Consider the following 18,034-nt stretch of genomic DNA (forward strand, 5'->3'; position numbering starts at 1 on the left):
TCATAATTGTAAGATAAGTATTATATGCCTTTTCTTACTCTGGAGCTTGCGTTAGGATAGCCACATCTAAAATTTCCGTATCTTTGAAACACAAATTTTAAACAAAGAGAAAATGAATTTAGCAGACGATTCAAGAATTTGGATTTTTCAAGCCAATCGTAAATTCTCAACAGAAGAAAAGCAAGCTATTACAGCTAAACTAAATACTTTTATAGCGGATTGGAATGCGCATGGCGCTGAACTTTTAGCTGATTTTGATTTACCTTATGATCAATTTATTGTAGTTGGTGTAGACGAAAATCAAGCGACAGCAAGTGGTTGTTCTATCGATAAATTAACGAAAATCGTACGCGAAATTGATGCAGATTATTCGTTCGATTTATTGAACAGAATGTTAGTTTCGTATGAAAATGAACAGGAAGTTTTTATCGAAAAATTACCAACATTCAAACAAAAAGTAAAAGAAGGAGAAATCAAAAATGTAAAAGTTTTCAATAATGGAATTTCTTCTTTGAATGATTTTAAGCAAAATTGGTTATTACCGATTGAAGAAAGTTGGGCGAAAACATTATTAAATTAAACGCTTAAAATCCAAAAAATATTAAAGCCGAGTTTAGAAATAAGCTCGGTTTTATTTTTGATAAAATATTGTTTAAAAAACACTATTTTTACGTAATAATAAATTAAAAATACTATGAAAAACAAAGGATGTCTTATTGGCGGAGTGATTCTTTTACTTCTTGCAGGAATCGTTTTCTGGGGAATTGGAGTTTCGAATACGATCAAAACAACAGACCAAGGTGTGCAAAAACAATGGTCGAATGTAGAAAATACATATCAAAAACGTTCAGATTTAGTTCCAAATTTAGTGAACACGGTAAAAGGTGCTGCGAATATGGAAAAAGAAACGTTAACAGCTGTGATTGATGCACGTGCAAAAGCGACTTCTAATCAAATTAAAATTGATGATCCAAGTCAATTAACAGATGCAAATATTGCGAAATTTCAACAAGCTCAAGATCAATTAGGATCTACATTAAGCCGCTTATTGGTTTCTGTTGAAAAATATCCAGATATTAAATTCAATCAAAACTTTACTTCTTTACAAGCAGAATTATCTTCTATCGAACAAGAAGTTTTATTTGAAAGAAAAAAATACAACGATGCTGCAGAGAAATTTAACAACATGATTGTAACTTTCCCTAACAGCTTAATCGCTGGTTTTACAGGTGCTACGAAAAAAGGTTATTTCAAAGCTGCTGCAGGATCTGAGAATGCTCCTAAAGTAGAATTCTAATCATTATGGGAAATAAGAAACATAAATTTCTTTCCTCTAATGATGAAAAAAAAATAATCGAAGCCATCCAAAAAGCGGAGAAAAATACAAGTGGGGAAATTCGAGTTCATATTGAATTCGAATCTTCTCCCAATCATTTTGACAAAGCTTTAGAAGTTTTCGAGCAATTGGAAATGCACAAAACCAAAGATAGAAATGGTGTGTTGTTTCATGTTTCACCAACCGATCATAACTTTACAATTATTGGTGATAAAGGAATTGATCAAGTGACACCAGATGATTTTTGGGATGATATAAAAGAAGAGGTCATCAAGCATTTCAAAAAAGAACATTATGTAAAAGGGCTTTGTGAAGGAATAAAAAAAACAGGCAAAGCACTTAAAAAATATTTTCCTTATCAAGAGGATGATACAAACGAATTACCAGATGAAATTAGCTACAGTTAAATACTTTTTTCTAACTTTTTTTCTTTCAATTTTAACCGTTTTTGGGCAGACACCGGATGAATTGGTGAAGATGGAACATCCGCCTAAAAAGCTTGTGCAAGATTATGCACATGTTTTTGATGCAATGCAATTGGATGAATTAGAACGAAAATTAGTAGCCTATGATGATTCAACATCTACTCAAATTTTGGTATTAACAGTGAAGTCTCTAGATGGTTATCCGTTAGAAATGTTTGCAAATGATATTGGTGAAAAATGGAAAGTTGGTACACAAGGAAAAGATAATGGAGTTGTAATTGTTTTAAGTGAACAAGATCGTAAGATTACGATTAGAACAGGTTATGGAGCTCAAATTTATTTACCGCCAAGTGTCAACAAATCGATTATTGACAATGTTATTATTCCGTATTTCAAACAAGGTGATTATGCTGGTGGAATAAATGCTGGAGTCAATTCTATTTTTCAAGCTTTTGCAGGAAAATATAAGCAAGACAAACCAAAATCGCAAGAACCAGAAATGGATTGGCTTGCATTGATTTTTGCCATAGGATTTTTCATTTTTATCTTTATTATTATTTCGAAAGGTAAAGGAGGAAATAATGGAGGAAATGGTGGCAGACGAAGAAGTTTGTTAGATGATATTATCATTATGAACACAGGAAGTTCTGTTTTCGGTGGCGGAGGTTTCGGCTCAGGAGGTAGTTCTTGGGGTGGATCATCTGGTGGCGGAGGCGGCTTTGGTGGTTTCGGAGGCGGAAGCTTCGGAGGCGGAGGAGCATCTGGTAGTTGGTAGAAATACTATTTTGATTAATGAATTTTAAAATTGTCACAAATATTGAAACTGATATTTTTTATTTAATTATTAATGAATTAGTAAAAGATAAATGGAAAATTATTTGTGAATATGATGATGAAATTTTTGATAAATCAATTGATTTCGACTTTTACAAATTAGCTAAAAATGAAAAAATAATTTTGTTTGCTTGGGACAACTGGTTTGAAGGAGAGATAAAAGCTGAAATTGAAATTCTAAAAGAGTTAGCTGTTCAATATAAGTTTGATTTAAACTTTAATGAAGCAAATTTTCTTCAAGATGAATATATTACAGAAAGAATGAAAAATCTTTTAAAATTTCACGAATAAACCCAAAAATCCGAACGAAACCGTTCGGATTTTTTTATGACTGAACATTATTCGTTAAATTCGTTTTCTAAATCAGTTTATGGAACTTCTCAATCATATTTACACCAATCAACGCAGCAATACAAACGATACGTCGGATGCGAGATCAGAATATCAGCGTGATTATGATCGTATTATTTTTTCGTCTGCCTTTCGTCGTTTGCAGAACAAAACGCAAGTTTTTCCTTTGCCAGGAAGTGTATTTGTCCACAATCGATTGACGCATTCGTTAGAGGTTTCGTCTGTTGGACGCTCGATGGGAAATTTGGTAGGAAAGTTTATTTCCGAAAATTATAAATTAACAAAAGAATCACAAGAATTTTATAAATATAGTATTCACGATGTTATTTCAGCGGCATGTTTGTGTCACGATATCGGAAATCCAGCTTTTGGACATTCGGGCGAAGATGCAATTGCTTCTTATTTTGATCGCCATGAAACAGATTTGAAACAATATTTTACTGAAGCCGAATGGGCTGATTTAATCAATTTTGAAGGAAACGCAAATGCAATTCGAATTTTAACACAACAACAAAACGGAAAATCGGAAGGTGGTTTACGTTTGACGTATTCAACATTGGCTGCGATTGCAAAATATCCATGTGAATCGGTTGCAAAAGATAAAAATCAATTGCATCGTAAGAAATTTGGATTTTTTCAGGCGCAAAAGGAAGCTTTCCGAACAATTGCTGAAAAAACAAATATGATTTTGGAACAAGATTCGCCAATTATTTACAAGCGACATCCGTTTGTCTGGTTGGTAGAGGCGGCTGACGATATTTGTTATTCGATTATTGATGTCGAAGATTCGCAACGTTTAGGAATTATTGACCATGATAAATGCCGAAAATTATTCTTGAATTTAGTTGAATCTTTAGATCCATCTCAAATTGATAAAACAAAAAATACACTAAAATCTATTTCAGATAAAAATGATCGAATTGCGTATTTACGTGCAAAATCAATTAATTTATTGACTCAAAAATCAGTTGAGGTTTACCAAAATAATTTTGATCAAATTGTAAAAGGAGAATTTAAAACGGCGTTATTAGATGTGATTAAAAATGAAACGGAACAAGTAACGAAACGAGTTTTAGACGAAATTCAACGTTTCTCGATTGAAAATATTTATAATCATCGTTCTGTTCTCGAAATTGAAAATGCAGGTTATAATGTAATGTCAGAATTGCTTTCGCAATTTATTCCTCCAATTTTAAAAGACGAAAAAGAACGCAAAACGTTTGAGAAAAAAGCCTTGCGTTTAGTTCCTGCTCAGTTTTTGTACGAAAAAGGAACAAAGTATCAAAAGGTAATGGGAATTTTGGATTATGTTTCGGGAATGACTGATAATTACGCAACAGAATTATATCGTCGTATCAAAGGAATCGAAATAGGAATGACGATTTAAGTACGAAGTTAGAAATACGAAGCTCGAATTTAGAGAAATTGTCATGCTGAACTCGTTTCAGTATCTCATCAAAAATTAGCGAATTTGTTATTCCGACGAATGGAGGAATCTATAGATTCTTCATTTTGCTGAAGCTATATTCAGAATGACAAAAAATAATGAATTCTACGTTTCGAATAACGAATAACTAAATAACATCACACAATAATGAAAAATGTAACAATACGAGAAGCAAGAAAAGAAGATTGTCCTCGAATTTTAGAGTTAATTCACGAATTAGCTTTATACGAAAAAGCACCAGACGAAGTAACGGTAACCTTAGAAGAAATGGAAGAATGCGGGTTTGGAGATAAACCTGTTTGGGGTTCTTTGGTTGCAGAAGTGGACGGAAATGTAGAAGGAATTGCGTTGCATTACGATCGTTATTCGACTTGGAAAGGACGCAGATTATATTTGGAGGATTTGATCGTAACCGAAAAAATGCGCGGTTCTGGAATTGGTAAATTATTATTGGATGAATTAATTGTTTACGGAAAAGCAAATAATTATCACGGAATGGTTTGGCAAGTTTTGGACTGGAATGAACCTGCAATTAATTTCTACAAAAAATATAACGCAGATTTTGATCCAGAATGGATTAATGTTTCAGTGAATTTTTAAACAATAAAAAAGACTCAAATCATATGATTTGAGTCTTTTTTATTTTGCTTACCGCTTTCCGTTATTTCATAAATCCTTCATACCATTTCCATAAAATAATTCCTGTACAAACCGAAACATTAAGCGAATGTTTTGTTCCTGATTGTGGAATTTCGATACACGTATCACATTGATCAATGATTGATTGTTGCACACCATCAACCTCATTTCCCATCACAATTGCATATTTCTGAGATTGGTCAACTTCAAATTCATTTAACAAAACAGAACCTTCCGTTTGTTCAATCGTTACAATTTGATAACCATCTTCTTTTAATTTAGCAACCAATTCATTCGAATCTTTCACATATTCCCAATCAACAGAATTTTCTGCACCAATGGCCGTTTTATGAATTTCTTTATGAGGTGGAGTTGCTGTAATTCCACACAAATAAATTTTATCAATTAAAAATGCATCCGAAGTTCTAAAAACTGCACCAACATTGTGCATACTTCTCACATTATCCAACACCACAACAATCGGGTGTTTTTCAATAGCTTTATATTCTTCCGCAGAAACGCGACCTAATTCGTCTAATTTTAGTTTTCTCATCACTTCGTTTTTAACTAACTTAGCTGTTCAAAATTTATAATAATTTGACAAAAGTAGTAAAGAATAAGGAAACTCCTCTAATGAAACAATATAACACCATCAAGGCGAAATATCCTGATGCAATGTTGTTGTTCCGTGTGGGAGATTTTTACGAAACATTTGGAGAAGATGCTGTGCGAGCTTCTCGCATTTTAGATATAGTTTTAACGAAACGTGCCAATGGCTCTGATAATAGCGCTTTGGCAGGTTTTCCTCATCATAGTTTGAATACTTATTTGCCGAAATTGGTGAAAGCTGGTTTGCGTGTTGCAATTTGCGATCAGCTCGAAGATCCAAAGATGGTAAAAGGTATCGTGAAACGAGGTGTTACAGAATTGGTTACGCCTGGTGTTGCATTGCAAGATGAGGTTTTGTCGTCAAAATCGAATAACTTTTTGATGGCTGTTCATCAAGGTGATAAAGCTTTTGGAATAGCTTTGTTAGATGTTTCGACTGGAGAATTTTTAGTTTCTGAAGGACAAGAAGATCAAGTGGCAAAAATTATTCAATCGTTTCGTCCAAGTGAAGTGATTTATCAAAAACGTGTCAAATATAATTTTTCTGATGTCAAAAGTAAATTTTTGTTGGATGATTGGGCTTTTCAATATGATTTTGCAATTGATAAATTAACCAATCTTTTCAAAACAAAGAATTTAAAAGGTTTTGGAATCGAAGATTTAAAAGATGGAATTATCTCTGCTGGTGCTATTTTAGCTTATTTGGATGATACGCATCATTTCGAAATTCAGCATCTAACATCTATTCAGCGTCTTAATCAAGATAGTTTTGTGTGGATGGATCCATTTACGATTCGCAATCTCGAATTGGTTTATTCTCCACATCCAAAAGGTGTTACGTTATTAAATGTTTTAGATGATACCAAAACTCCGATGGGTGCTCGTTTATTGAATCGTTGGATGGTGATGGTATTGAAAGATTTGAAATCAATTCAACGTCGTCAAAATATTGTCGAATATTTCTACAAATTTGGAGATTTACGTTACGATCTACGCGAAAAATTAGGTCAATTAACCGATTTAGAACGTTTGGCTGGAAAAGTTTCGACAGGAAAAATTACACCTCGTCAATTACAACAATTAGCACAAAGTCTTAAAATTTCGGAAGAAATAAAAGAAGTTGCTGAACAATCAAATATCAAAGAAGTTGCAGATTTATTTTCTCGAATCGAACCAATTGATCATTTAACGCAAAAGATTTTTGATACACTTTCTGACGAACCTCCGCATCAAATTGTAAAAGGAAATGTGATTAGAGAAGGTGTTTCAGAAGAGTTGGATCGATTACGAAAAATTCAGTTTTCTGGGAAAGATTATTTGGATCAAATGTGTCAACGCGAAACAGAACGAACTGGAATTTCGTCTTTGAAAATTGCGTTCAATAATGTGTTTGGTTATTATATTGAAGTTCGAAATACGCACAAAGATAAAGTGCCAGAAGAATGGATTCGTAAGCAAACTTTGGTGAATGCAGAGCGTTATATTACCGAAGAATTAAAAGAGTACGAAACACAAATTCTTGGTGCAGAAGAAAAAATTCTTGCTATAGAAAATCAATTATTTATTGAATTGTTACAAGAAATTATCACTAAACTTTTACCGATTCAACAAACGGCAAAAGCAATTGCATTTTTGGATGTTTTGTCAACTTTTGCAGAAATAGCAGAGAAAAATAATTACACAAAACCTTCTCTTAATGATGGTTTTGAACTAAATATAAAAGAAGGTCGTCATGCTGTGATTGAGCAACAATTACCAATTAGTGAACAATATGTGTCGAATAATGTTGAGTTAAATTCGGATCATCAGCAAATTATTATGATTACTGGACCAAATATGTCTGGTAAATCGGCGCTTTTACGTCAAACTGCTTTGATTGTTTTGATGGCGCAAATGGGAAGTTTTGTTCCAGCTCAAGCTGCAGATTTAGGAATCATTGATAAAGTTTTTACTCGAGTTGGTGCTTCAGATAATATTTCATCAGGTGAATCGACATTTATGGTCGAAATGAATGAGACAGCAAGTATCTTAAATAACATTTCGGAACGAAGTTTGATTTTATTGGATGAAATTGGTCGAGGAACTTCGACTTACGATGGAATTTCGATTGCATGGGCAATTGCAGAATTTTTACATCAAAGTGCCTTGAAACCAAAAACATTGTTTGCAACGCATTATCATGAATTGAATGAAATGTCAAAATCGATGGAACGTATCAAAAACTTTAATGTTAGTATCAAAGAAACAAAAGATACAATATTATTTTTGAGAAAATTAGTTCCAGGAGGAAGTGAGCACAGTTTTGGTATACATGTTGCTAAAATGGCTGGGATGCCAAAACGAGTGGTGGACAGAGCAAATGATGTGTTGAAAATTTTGGAAGCAACGAAAACAGATGAAGGAATCTCGAATAAAACGGAGAAAATAACGCAAGATAATATGCAATTAAGTTTCTTTCAGTTAGATGATCCTATTTTAGAATCGATTCGAGAAGAAATTATGAACACAGATATCAATACATTAACACCTGTTGAAGCATTGATGAAATTGAACGAAATCAAAAAGAAACTTGGTAAATAAACTTAAAAATATGAAGAAAATAATTTTAACCGTAGCAGGAGCTTTAGTCTTAGCTTCTTGTGCTACAAACCCTGTTACCGGACGTAAATCGTTGTCATTAGTTTCTAATGCAGATTTATTTCCGACAGCTTACAATCAATATTCTCAAATTCTTAAACAAGGGAAAGTAATTACAGGTACTGCCGATGCTAAAATGGTGCAAACAGTAGGGGAACGTTTAAAATATGCCGCTGAAAAATATTATCAAGAAAAGGGAATATCTTCTCAATTACAAGGTTATCAATGGCAATTTACGTTGTTAAATGCAAACGAAGTAAATGCATGGTGTATGCCTGGAGGTAAAGTTGCGGTTTATTCAGGTATTTTACCTGTTACCAAAGATGCAACTGGATTGGCTGTTGTTTTAGGTCACGAAATTGGTCACGCTTTGGCTGGTCATAGTGCGGAGCAAGCTTCTCAGCAAATGGCCGCACAAGGTTTAGGACAAATAGTTGGTGGATCCATTGGAAATGCAGAATATGCAAAAGTTTTTGAACAATTATATCCTGTAGGTGCACAAGTTGGTTTACTAAACTATTCTCGTAAAATGGAATTAGATGCTGATGTTACAGGATTGTATTTAATGGCGATGGCGGGTTATGATCCTTCTCAAGCAATTCCTTTTTGGGAACGTATGGCGGCGAAAAGTGGAAATGCAGGAGTTTCAGAATTCTTGAGTACTCACCCTTCGGATGCGACGCGTATGGCTAAAATAAAGGAAGCCTTACCAACTGCTTTAGCATATTACAATGCAAGTCCGTATAAAGAAAAATAGAATAGTTTTTATTCATTTGTAAAATATAGGCGAGTTAATTTGATAAATTGATTCGCTTTTTTTATATTTAGTATTCAAAACCACAATTAAAATTAAAATGATTAACAATTTTAGAATCAATTCGTTTTCTGAATATAAGAAAGCGTATAAAAAAAGTGTCGAGGAGCCTGAAAAATTTTGGGATAAAATTGCTGGAAACTTCGTTTGGCAAAAGAAATGGGACAAAACACTTGAATATAATTTTGAACAAGCAGATTTTAAATGGTTTCAAGGTGGACAACTAAATATTACCGAAAATGTTTTGGATCGTCATTTGGAAAAAAATGGAAACAAAACAGCTTTAATTTGGGAACCAAATAATCCTTTAGAAGAATCTCGAATTATTACATATCGTCAATTGCATTCAAAAGTTTGCCAATTTGCGAATGTCTTAAAAAATAATGGCGTACAAAAAGGAGATCGTGTGTGTATTTATATGCCAATGATTCCAGAATTAGCCATCGCGATGTTAGCTTGTGCTCGTATTGGCGCGGTACATTCTATTGTTTTTGCAGGATTTTCTTCTGCTGCTATAGCTTCTCGTATCAACGATGCGCAATGTAAGGTTTTGGTGACAGCAAACGAAGTTTTTCGTGGAACGAAATCAATTAACTTAAAAGCAATTTGTGATGAAGCCTTAAAAGATTGTGCTTCTATTCAGTCGTGTATCGTTTATCGTCGTGCTATCGAGCCTACTTCTATGGTTGGTGGACGTGATAAATTTTGGATTGATGAAATGCATAAAGTAGACGATAATTGTCCTGCGGAAATTATGGATGCTGAAGATCCTTTGTTTATCTTGTATACTTCTGGTTCTACGGGAAAACCAAAAGGAATGGTGCATACATGTGGTGGATATATGGTGGAAACGGCTTATTCGTTCGATAATATTTTCCAAATGGAACACAACGATATTTATTGGTGTACAGCAGATATCGGTTGGATTACAGGACATAGTTACATTATTTATGGACCTTTGGCTTGTGGAGCAACTTCGGTAATGTTCGAAGGAATTCCAAGTTTTCCAGATTTTGGACGTTTTTGGGAAATTGTCGAAAAATTAAAAGTGACACATTTCTATACAGCTCCAACAGCAATTCGTTCGTTAGCTCGTGAATCGTTAGATTATGTCGAGAAATATGATTTATCAAGTCTTAAAGTTTTAGGATCAGTTGGTGAACCAATTAACGAAGAAGCTTGGCACTGGTTTAATGATTATATTGGAAAAGGAAATTGTCCAATTGTGGATACATGGTGGCAAACAGAAACAGGATCTATTTTGATTTCGCCATTAGCAGGAATTACGCCGCTTCGTCCAACGTTTGCAACATTACCGCTTCCTGGAATTCAGCCAGTTTTAATGGATGAACAAGGAAAAGAAGTAGAAGCAGTAAATGAAAAAGCAGAAGGACGTTTAGCAATTAAATTTCCTTGGCCATCTATGGCTCGTACTATTTATGATGATCATAAACGCTATGTAGAAACTTATTTTTCAACATTTCCGGGCTATTATTTTACAGGAGATGGAGCGTATCGTGATGTAATGGAAAATTATCGAATTACAGGACGTGTAGATGATGTGGTGATTGTTTCTGGACATAATTTAGGAACTGCGCCAATAGAAAATGCGATAAATGAACACGAAGCTGTAGCGGAAAGCGCAGTTGTTGGCTATCCTCATGATATCAAAGGAAATGCATTATATGCTTTCGTGATTTTACAAGATGGAGTACAAGGTTCACCAGAACTTGAAGCAGAAATAAAAAATGGAGTTTCTAAATTAATTGGAGCAATTGCAAAACCAGATAAAATACAGTTTGTTTCAGGTTTACCAAAAACGCGAAGCGGAAAAATTATGCGTCGTATTTTGAGAAAAATTGCAGGTAACGAAACTGATTTTGGCGATACTTCAACATTATTAGATCCAGATGTTGTAACTGTTATTCAGAAAGGAAAAATTTAAAGTAAGGCTGAGGTTAAGATTTAGCCTAAGTTTATCAGAATAATTTTCAAAACAAAAAGCATTACCCAAAAAGTAATGCTTTTTTGGTTTGATTATTTTGGATAAATTTTCTCTTCTAAATTTCCTTTATATAGCCGATATTCAATGCATTTTTTGTAATTTTGTTGACTTTTTAAAGGTATGATAAAAATTTCACCAGTTTTAGAATCGTATTTAGATCATCATGTGGATCAAGAACCTGAAATCTTGAGCCGATTACGTGTTGAAACCTATCAATGTACAACGCAGCCCCACATGATTTCGGGCGAATATCAAGGTCGTTTGTTAAGCATTTTGTCAAAGATTTTAGCTCCAAAAACTATTTTAGAGTTAGGAACTTTTACAGGTTACGCAACATTGTGTTTGGCAGAAGGTTTAACTACTGATGGAAAAATCATAACGATAGATAAAAATGATGAGTTAGAATATCTTTGCAGAAAGTATTTTGATGAATCAGAATTTGCCTCAAAAATTGATTTCAGAATCAATGATGCGCGTGAAGAATTGAACACAATTGAAAAAGATTCTGTAGATTTAGCTTTTATTGATGCCGATAAAGAGAGTTACCCTTATTATTTCGAGAAGGTTTTGGAACTTCTTCGTCCCGGAGGAGCAATGTTAGTTGACAATGTGTTGTGGTACGGAAAAGTGATGATGGAGGAGGAAGATAAAAAAGATCCTTCGACAAAAATCTTGAAAGAATTTAATGAGATGGTAACGAAAGATGAACGTGTCGAATCGATCATTTTACCAATTCGTGATGGAATTACGTTAATTCGAAAAAAATAATGAAGTACGCCATTTGTCAAGTAAGTGTTGCGCCATTGCGCTACGAAGCAAGAGATTCATCAGAAATGGTGAGTCAGGTTTTGTTTGGAGAAAAGTTGATTATTTTAGAAGAATTAGAAAAATGGACTAAAGTTCAGTTAGCTTTTGATGGTTACGAAGGTTGGCTAGATCCAAAACAAATTGTAGAAATTTCGGAAGAAGAATATAATAAAGATTCGATCGAGAAATTTGCAATTAATCCGTATAATCATGCGATGGAAAATGGCTTGCCAATGACGTTGACAATTGGAGCTGAGGTTCGTACTTTGAATGAAAGTAAAATCAAAATTGGTCCAAAATGTTTTGAATATTTTGGGGTATATACGTCTGGTAAAAAATCAAAAGATCAATTGGTAGAAATTGCAAAAGCCTATCTAAATGTGCCTTATTTGTGGGGAGGAAAATCTTCTTTTGGAATTGATTGTTCTGGTTTAACGCAACAAGTGTACAAAATAGGAGGTTACAAAATTCCGAGAGATGCTTATCAACAAGCGGAAATGGGTGAAGTTTTGAGTTTTGTAGAAGAAGCAGAACCAGGCGATTTAGCTTTTTTTGATAATGCAGAAGGTCTAATTATTCATGTCGGAATTATGTGTGGCAATGGTAAGATTTTGCATGCACACGGAAAAGTTCGCATTGACCCAATCGATACAAATGGAATTTTCAATACCGATTCTCAAAAATATTCGCATAAACTGCGATGCATTCGAAAATTAATTCCTTAATAATAGAGCAAAAATCATTTCGAAAGAAATGATTTTTTTGTTTTAATTGAAATCAAATCTAAATAGGATATAATCAAGTATTAAACTATTTTTTAATTGGATTTAGCTGTAACTTTAGTAAACACTAATCGATTGAAATAATGTCTATAAAAATTCCTGAAAATTTAAAAGGATTATCTGATTCTGAAGTCAAAAAAGCTCAACAACAATACGGAGATAATGCAATAGAGGGTGAACGTAATTCTGCTTGGTATAGTTTATTATTTGATATTATAAAAGAACCAATGACGCTAATTTTGATTGCTGTATCAATTATTTATGTGTTGGTTGGTGATTTGGGTGAAGCTGCATTTATGTTTGTGGCTATTGTTGCTGTGACAGGAATTTCATTTTACCAAGATTCTCGTAATCAAAAAGCTCTGCAAGAGTTAGAAAAGTTGAACGAACCTTTGAGTTCAGTTATTCGTAATGGACAATTAGTTGAGATTCCAACACACGAAATTACAATTGGTGATTTGTGTATTACGGAAGAAGGAAAAATGATTAATGCGGATGGAAATATTGTTCATAGTAATGATTTTTCGGTGAATGAATCGGCTTTAACAGGCGAAAGTATGTCAGTTTTTAAAGATATAGATCATCCAGAAATTTACAGTGGAACTTTGACAGTTTCTGGTTTGGCTATTTTTGAAGTGACAGCCATTGGAGCAGAAACGAAGTTGGGAAAAATAGGAACGTCAATTTTATCTATAAAAGAAGAAAAATCGCCTTTGCAATTGCAGATAGAAAAATTTGTGAAAGGAATGGCAATCATTGGAATTATTGTTTTTGCAATGGTTTGCGGATTCAATTATTTTCAAACAAATGACATTGTAAGTAGTTTATTAAACGGTTTGACTTTGGCAATGTCTATTTTACCCGAAGAAATACCAGTTGCATTTACTACATTTATGGCATTGGGTTCATGGAAATTATTACGCGAAGGAATTATTGTAAAAAAGAGTAGTGTTGTCGAAACTTTAGGAAGCACAACTGTTATTTGTAGTGATAAAACAGGCACAATTACCGAAAATTCGATGAAATTGAATGCAATTTATGATGCAAAAATGTGTACGGTTTTTGATGAAAATCAATTCAATGATGTTGAAATTTCTGAGATTATACAATATGCGATGTGGAGTAGTGAACCTGTTCCATTCGATCCAATGGAAAAAACGTTGCACCGAGTTTACGAACAAACACAGGTTGATGAGCGCAATCAATATCAAATGTTTTTCGAATATCCTTTATCTGGAAAACCTCCGATGATGACGCATTGTTTTAAAAATAAAGATAATCAACGAATAATTGCGGCAAAAGGTGCTCCAGAAGCTATTTTACAAGTTTCGAATCTTTCTGATCAACAAAAAGATCATTTACGAAACGTTATTCGCGATTTTGGAACAAAAGGTTTCCGACTTTTGGGTGTTGCAAAATCTACTTTTAATTCAAACGATTTTCCAAAACAACAACAAGATTTACCTTTTGAATTGTTAGGTTTTGTTGTCTTTTATGATCCGCCTAAAAAGGAAATAAATGAGGTTTTCGAGAAAATATATAATGCCGGAATAAAAGTAAAAGTAATTACAGGCGATAATGCCGAAACTACGATGAGTATTGCGAATCAGGCAGGAATTATTCATGCTGAAGATAGTATTACAGGAAGTGAAATTACACAACTTTCTGAAAAAGAATTATTAAAAGCAGCCGACGAAAAAGTCTTATTTGCACGAATGTTTCCCGAAGCAAAATTAGCCGTCGTGAAAGCTTTGAAAGAGGATGGAGAAGTAGTTGCAATGTTGGGCGACGGAGTAAACGATGGACCAGCATTGAAAGCCGCACACATTGGTGTTGCAATGGGCGAAAAAGGAACTGAAATAGCCAAACAAGCTGCGCAATTAATTTTAACAAATGATGATTTAGGAAAATTAGTTATCGGAATAGCTGCTGGAAGACGCATTTATACGAATCTTAAAAAAGCTGTTCAATACATTATCTCGATTCATATTCCAATTATATTAATTGTTTCATTGCCGTTGTTTTTAGGTTGGGCTTTTCCGCAAATTTTCACACCGGTTCATGTTATTTTCTTAGAATTGGTAATGGGACCAACCTGTTCTATTGTGTATGAAAACGAGCCTTTAGAGAAAAATTCTATGAACGAAAAACCTCGTCCTATGACGGAAACTTTTCTGAATTGGAAAGAACTTTCAACAAGTATTATTCAAGGAATTATAATTACATTAGGATTATTGTTTGTATATCAATATACTTATCAACTTGGAGGAAATGAAGAGAAAACACGTGCAATGGTTTTTACAACGTTAATTTTCTCGAATGTTTGGTTGAGTTTAACCAATCGCTCATTTTATTATAGTTTATTGTCAAGTTTCCGAAACAAAAATAACTTAATGGTCTATGTCACAGTTTTGACATTAGTAATACTTTTTGCCATATTGTATATACAACCAATTTCATTGTTTTTTAAAGTAACTTCATTAAATCTAAATGAATTAGGAATCGCGATGCTTGTAGCAATGCTTTCTGTACTTTGGTTCGAAGTGTATAAATGGATAAAACGTAGAAGAAAAGTTGAATAAATAGAGATATTTAGGTTTATTGATTCGTTATAACGAATCAATAAACTCAACTGTTTTAGCCAAAGTTGGCGTTCTATTCTCTTTGTAAGGTGTATGTTTTGCATCAGGAACAAGATAACTTTCTTTTCTTCCTTTTACATTGTTGATAATTCCATTTACTTGCTCAATCGAACCATATTCATCATCAATTCCTTGAATAACCAAAGTTGGACATTCGATGTTTTGCAATTCTTTTCGAATATCAAAATCAATAAAATCTGGGCGTAACCAAGTTTCTGTCCACATCTCAAAAACTTTCTGCGTTTTATCGCCATGATATTTTGTCAAACGTTCTTTCAAATTAGTTTCTGCATATGCAATTTTTGCATCTCTGATTCCTTGTAAAGAAATTTCTTCTACAATAATGTGCGAACCAACTACAACAATTCCTTTTAAATTTTGATGATATTTCGAAGCATAAAGTAACGCAATCGATCCGCCATCGCTATGTCCAAATAAAATAATGTCTTTGAAGTTGAAATATTGAACCAAATCATTTAGAAAATCTGCTTCATCATGCATGTAAGTCAATTCGCGACGATCAATGGTAAAAGGCGACGATTTTCCATAACCTTTTCTATCGTAGATGAATAAATTACAATTTGTTTTTTCGGCAACTTCTTTTGGGAAATCTCTCCAAAGTTGGGTGCAACCTAAGGAATCGTGTAAAAAAATAAGTGTTGGATTTTCTGGATTTATTTCGTGGTGAACATAATGAATATTGGCGTTGTTGATTTCTAAACTATTTTCTATTTCCATTTTATGTAGTGATTTTTTCGAAAGCTAAAGATAACAAAAATGCCTCGATTTTATTTATTCGAGGCATTTATATCATGATGATTAAAAATTATTATTTAATAAAATCTGTAATAATTTCTAAGGTTTTTGCTTTTGCAGTTTCTAAATCGTCGTTCAATAAAATGATATCAAACTCTTTAGCTTTTTCCATTTCAATTCCTGCTTTATCAATACGTTGTTTCAATTTATCTTCGCTTTCTGTGTTGCGAGAAATTAAACGTTCTTTCAATATTTCCAAAGATGGAGGATTTACAAATACTGTTAAACATTGATCTCCGTACAATTTTTTGATATTCAATGCACCAATAACATCAATATCAAAAATTACAGAATTTCCTTCAGATGTAATGCGATCAACTTCCGATTTTAAAGTTCCGTAAAAATTATCGCGGTAAACTTCTTCGTGCTCTACGAATTCGTCGTTTGCAATTTTTGCCTTAAATTCTTCTGGTGTTAAGAAATAATAGTCTTCTCCGTGAGTTTCACCTTCGCGTTTATCTCTAGTTGTACAAGAAATAGAAAATTTGATATTCTCCAATTGTTCTAAAGCGTAACGAACCAAAGTTGTTTTTCCTGCGCCTGATGGAGCCGAAAAGACGATTAATTTTCCTTTTTTCATTATAAAATGTTTAACGATTGTTCTTTAATTTTTTCTAATTCATCTTTCATCTGAACAACAATTTTTTGCATTTCAGAATGATTTGATTTAGAACCTAATGTATTGATTTCACGACCAATTTCTTGCGAAATAAATCCTAGTTTTTTTCCATTTGATTCAGTTCCAGCTAATTCTTTTAAGAAATATTCGCAATGGTTTTTTAGACGAACTTTTTCTTCTGTGATATCAAATTTCTCCAAATAGAAAATTAATTCTTGTTCGAAACGATTTTGATCAACATCAACTTTTAATTCTTCTAAACGTTTATTGAAACGTTCTTTTATAGTTTCAATTCGTTCTTTTTCAAAAGGGACAACTTGTGTTAAAAGCTCAAGAATGTTATTCAAGTTTAAAGTCAAATATTTCTCTAAAACTTTTCCTTCATCTAATCTAAATTGATTTAATGCGTCGATCGCATCAATAATTGTTGCGCGAATTTGATTCCATTCGTCTTCACTCAAATCGTCTTGCGTGTACGAAATAACGTCTGGAAGGCGCATTACTACAGGCAATAATTCACCATCAGTCACATTTGGTGTGATTGATTTAAATTCTGCCATATAACTTTTGATTAATTCAGCATTTATATTTTGATTTCTTGCAGCAGGATTTAACTCTACTAACATCGAAAAATCAACTTTTCCACGTTGAACTTTTTCTGAAATAAGGTTTCTGATTTCTAATTCTTTTTCACGATAAAAAGAAGGAATTCTCGTGTTTAAATCTAGTGTTTTACTGTTTAAAGAACGGATTTCTATCGTTACTTTTTTCTCAGGTAATTCCAATACGGATTTACCGTAACCTGTCATAGATGCTATCATAATTGTAAAATTATGCGAACAAAATTACAATAAATTAACGTAATGCGAACTGAATTATCATCTTTAATCATTTTAAAGTTTAACATTTTGCTAAAATTTTGATGAACTTAAAACATTTATCTTTAACAAAAAACAAACTAAAAATAACTATGACAAATCAAGAATTGTACAAAGGAATTGCAGAGGATGGATTGAGTTTACCTTCTACAATGGGAATTTTTCCTTCGTCGAAAGATTTTGTATTTTCAAGAGAATCAATTGAAAAAAGTCTAAAATCAACCGATTATTTTCAATTAATTAATTTTGATCTTATCGAGATTGATAAAGACGAAAATGGAGCGGTAAAGCAAGAATATCAACTTGTAGTGTCTTATTTGGAGGAAGAATTTGATGTGAATTTGTATGTTGTGGATGCGAGAAGTAACGATTATTCTGATTTCTATGACAAAA

At 33.1% G+C, this 18,034-nt stretch carries 18 protein-coding genes; 14 read left to right on the forward strand and 4 right to left on the reverse strand.

The annotated features are described in order from the left end of the window. Positions 1–112 precede the first annotated feature (112 nt). From B3R94_RS03935 to B3R94_RS03965, 7 genes are all read left to right on the forward strand, one after another. Positions 113–580 carry an ABC transporter ATPase gene (locus B3R94_RS03935; protein WP_125348739.1) on the forward strand — a complete coding sequence of 156 codons (468 nt, stop codon included), beginning with the start codon at positions 113–115 and terminating at the stop codon, positions 578–580. Between the two features lie 114 nt (positions 581–694). After that, a complete protein-coding gene (locus B3R94_RS03940) occupies positions 695–1,297 on the forward strand; it encodes a LemA family protein (protein WP_180904995.1) in 603 nt (200 codons plus the stop codon). A 5-nt stretch (positions 1,298–1,302) separates the two neighbouring features. Next, positions 1,303–1,743 carry a TPM domain-containing protein gene (locus B3R94_RS03945; protein WP_291066886.1) on the forward strand — a complete coding sequence of 147 codons (441 nt, stop codon included), beginning with the start codon at positions 1,303–1,305 and terminating at the stop codon, positions 1,741–1,743. Continuing rightward, positions 1,724–2,536 (forward strand): TPM domain-containing protein, encoded by an 813-nt coding sequence (locus B3R94_RS03950; RefSeq protein WP_280036030.1) that lies wholly within the window; start codon positions 1,724–1,726, stop codon positions 2,534–2,536. Before B3R94_RS03945 ends, B3R94_RS03950 begins: the two co-directional genes overlap by 20 nt. Positions 2,537–2,553: 17 nt before the next feature. Next, positions 2,554–2,886: a hypothetical protein gene (locus B3R94_RS03955; protein WP_221854340.1), complete on the forward strand. Its 333-nt coding sequence runs from the start codon at positions 2,554–2,556 to the stop codon at positions 2,884–2,886. A 79-nt stretch (positions 2,887–2,965) separates the two neighbouring features. After that, positions 2,966–4,333 carry a deoxyguanosinetriphosphate triphosphohydrolase gene (locus tag B3R94_RS03960; protein ID WP_286494676.1) on the forward strand — a complete coding sequence of 456 codons (1,368 nt, stop codon included), beginning with the start codon at positions 2,966–2,968 and terminating at the stop codon, positions 4,331–4,333. Between the two features lie 207 nt (positions 4,334–4,540). Further along, positions 4,541–4,993 carry a GNAT family N-acetyltransferase gene (locus B3R94_RS03965; RefSeq protein WP_115001464.1) on the forward strand — a complete coding sequence of 151 codons (453 nt, stop codon included), beginning with the start codon at positions 4,541–4,543 and terminating at the stop codon, positions 4,991–4,993. A gap of 61 nt (positions 4,994–5,054) precedes the next feature. On the opposite strand, the gene B3R94_RS03970 is transcribed toward B3R94_RS03965, so the two are convergent. After that, a complete protein-coding gene (locus B3R94_RS03970) occupies positions 5,055–5,585 on the reverse strand; it encodes an RNA methyltransferase (RefSeq protein WP_038332036.1) in 531 nt (176 codons plus the stop codon). Positions 5,586–5,665: 80 nt separating this feature from the next. On the opposite strand from B3R94_RS03970, the gene mutS reads away from it, so the two are divergent. The 6 genes from mutS to B3R94_RS04000 all read left to right on the forward strand — a co-directional run bounded on the left by mutS (position 5,666) and on the right by B3R94_RS04000 (position 15,268). Beyond that, the gene (gene mutS / locus B3R94_RS03975) at positions 5,666–8,221 is read left to right on the forward strand and encodes a DNA mismatch repair protein MutS (RefSeq protein ID WP_291098846.1); all 2,556 of its coding nucleotides are present in this window, start codon (positions 5,666–5,668) and stop codon (positions 8,219–8,221) included. Positions 8,222–8,231: 10 nt separating this feature from the next. Further along, on the forward strand, positions 8,232–9,035 hold the full coding sequence (locus tag B3R94_RS03980; RefSeq protein ID WP_125348750.1) for a M48 family metallopeptidase: 804 nt from the start codon (positions 8,232–8,234) through the stop codon (positions 9,033–9,035). Positions 9,036–9,132: 97 nt separating this feature from the next. Beyond that, complete coding sequence (gene acs, locus B3R94_RS03985) at positions 9,133–11,037, forward strand: acetate--CoA ligase (protein WP_280037598.1); 1,905 nt, start codon at positions 9,133–9,135, stop codon at positions 11,035–11,037. A 180-nt stretch (positions 11,038–11,217) separates the two neighbouring features. Further along, a complete protein-coding gene (locus B3R94_RS03990) occupies positions 11,218–11,865 on the forward strand; it encodes an O-methyltransferase (RefSeq protein ID WP_219033620.1) in 648 nt (215 codons plus the stop codon). After that, entirely contained in the window at positions 11,865–12,629 is a 765-nt protein-coding gene (locus B3R94_RS03995) for a C40 family peptidase (protein ID WP_219033619.1), read from the forward strand. Before B3R94_RS03990 ends, B3R94_RS03995 begins: the two co-directional genes overlap by 1 nt. A gap of 140 nt (positions 12,630–12,769) precedes the next feature. Beyond that, on the forward strand, positions 12,770–15,268 hold the full coding sequence (locus tag B3R94_RS04000; RefSeq protein ID WP_291098849.1) for a cation-translocating P-type ATPase: 2,499 nt from the start codon (positions 12,770–12,772) through the stop codon (positions 15,266–15,268). Positions 15,269–15,295: 27 nt separating this feature from the next. Here B3R94_RS04000 and B3R94_RS04005 read toward each other — a convergent pair whose 3' ends face one another. From B3R94_RS04005 to B3R94_RS04015, 3 genes are all read right to left on the reverse strand, one after another. Beyond that, on the reverse strand, positions 15,296–16,066 hold the full coding sequence (locus B3R94_RS04005; protein ID WP_221854348.1) for an alpha/beta fold hydrolase: 771 nt from the start codon (positions 16,064–16,066) through the stop codon (positions 15,296–15,298). Between the two features lie 91 nt (positions 16,067–16,157). Beyond that, positions 16,158–16,724 carry a guanylate kinase gene (gene gmk / locus B3R94_RS04010; RefSeq protein ID WP_221854349.1) on the reverse strand — a complete coding sequence of 189 codons (567 nt, stop codon included), beginning with the start codon at positions 16,722–16,724 and terminating at the stop codon, positions 16,158–16,160. Beyond that, positions 16,724–17,584: a YicC/YloC family endoribonuclease gene (locus B3R94_RS04015; protein WP_236688172.1), complete on the reverse strand. Its 861-nt coding sequence runs from the start codon at positions 17,582–17,584 to the stop codon at positions 16,724–16,726. The genes gmk and B3R94_RS04015 overlap by 1 nt, the downstream gene beginning before the upstream one ends. A 149-nt stretch (positions 17,585–17,733) precedes the next feature. Here B3R94_RS04015 and B3R94_RS04020 point away from each other — a divergent pair. Next, the coding region (locus B3R94_RS04020) for a DUF4026 domain-containing protein (RefSeq protein ID WP_291098852.1) at positions 17,734–18,034 on the forward strand (301 nt) is incomplete at its 3' end.

Origin of the sequence: Empedobacter sp. UBA7611, assembly GCF_002484365.1 — a bacterium.
GTDB lineage: Bacteria > Bacteroidota > Bacteroidia > Flavobacteriales > Weeksellaceae > Empedobacter > Empedobacter falsenii_B.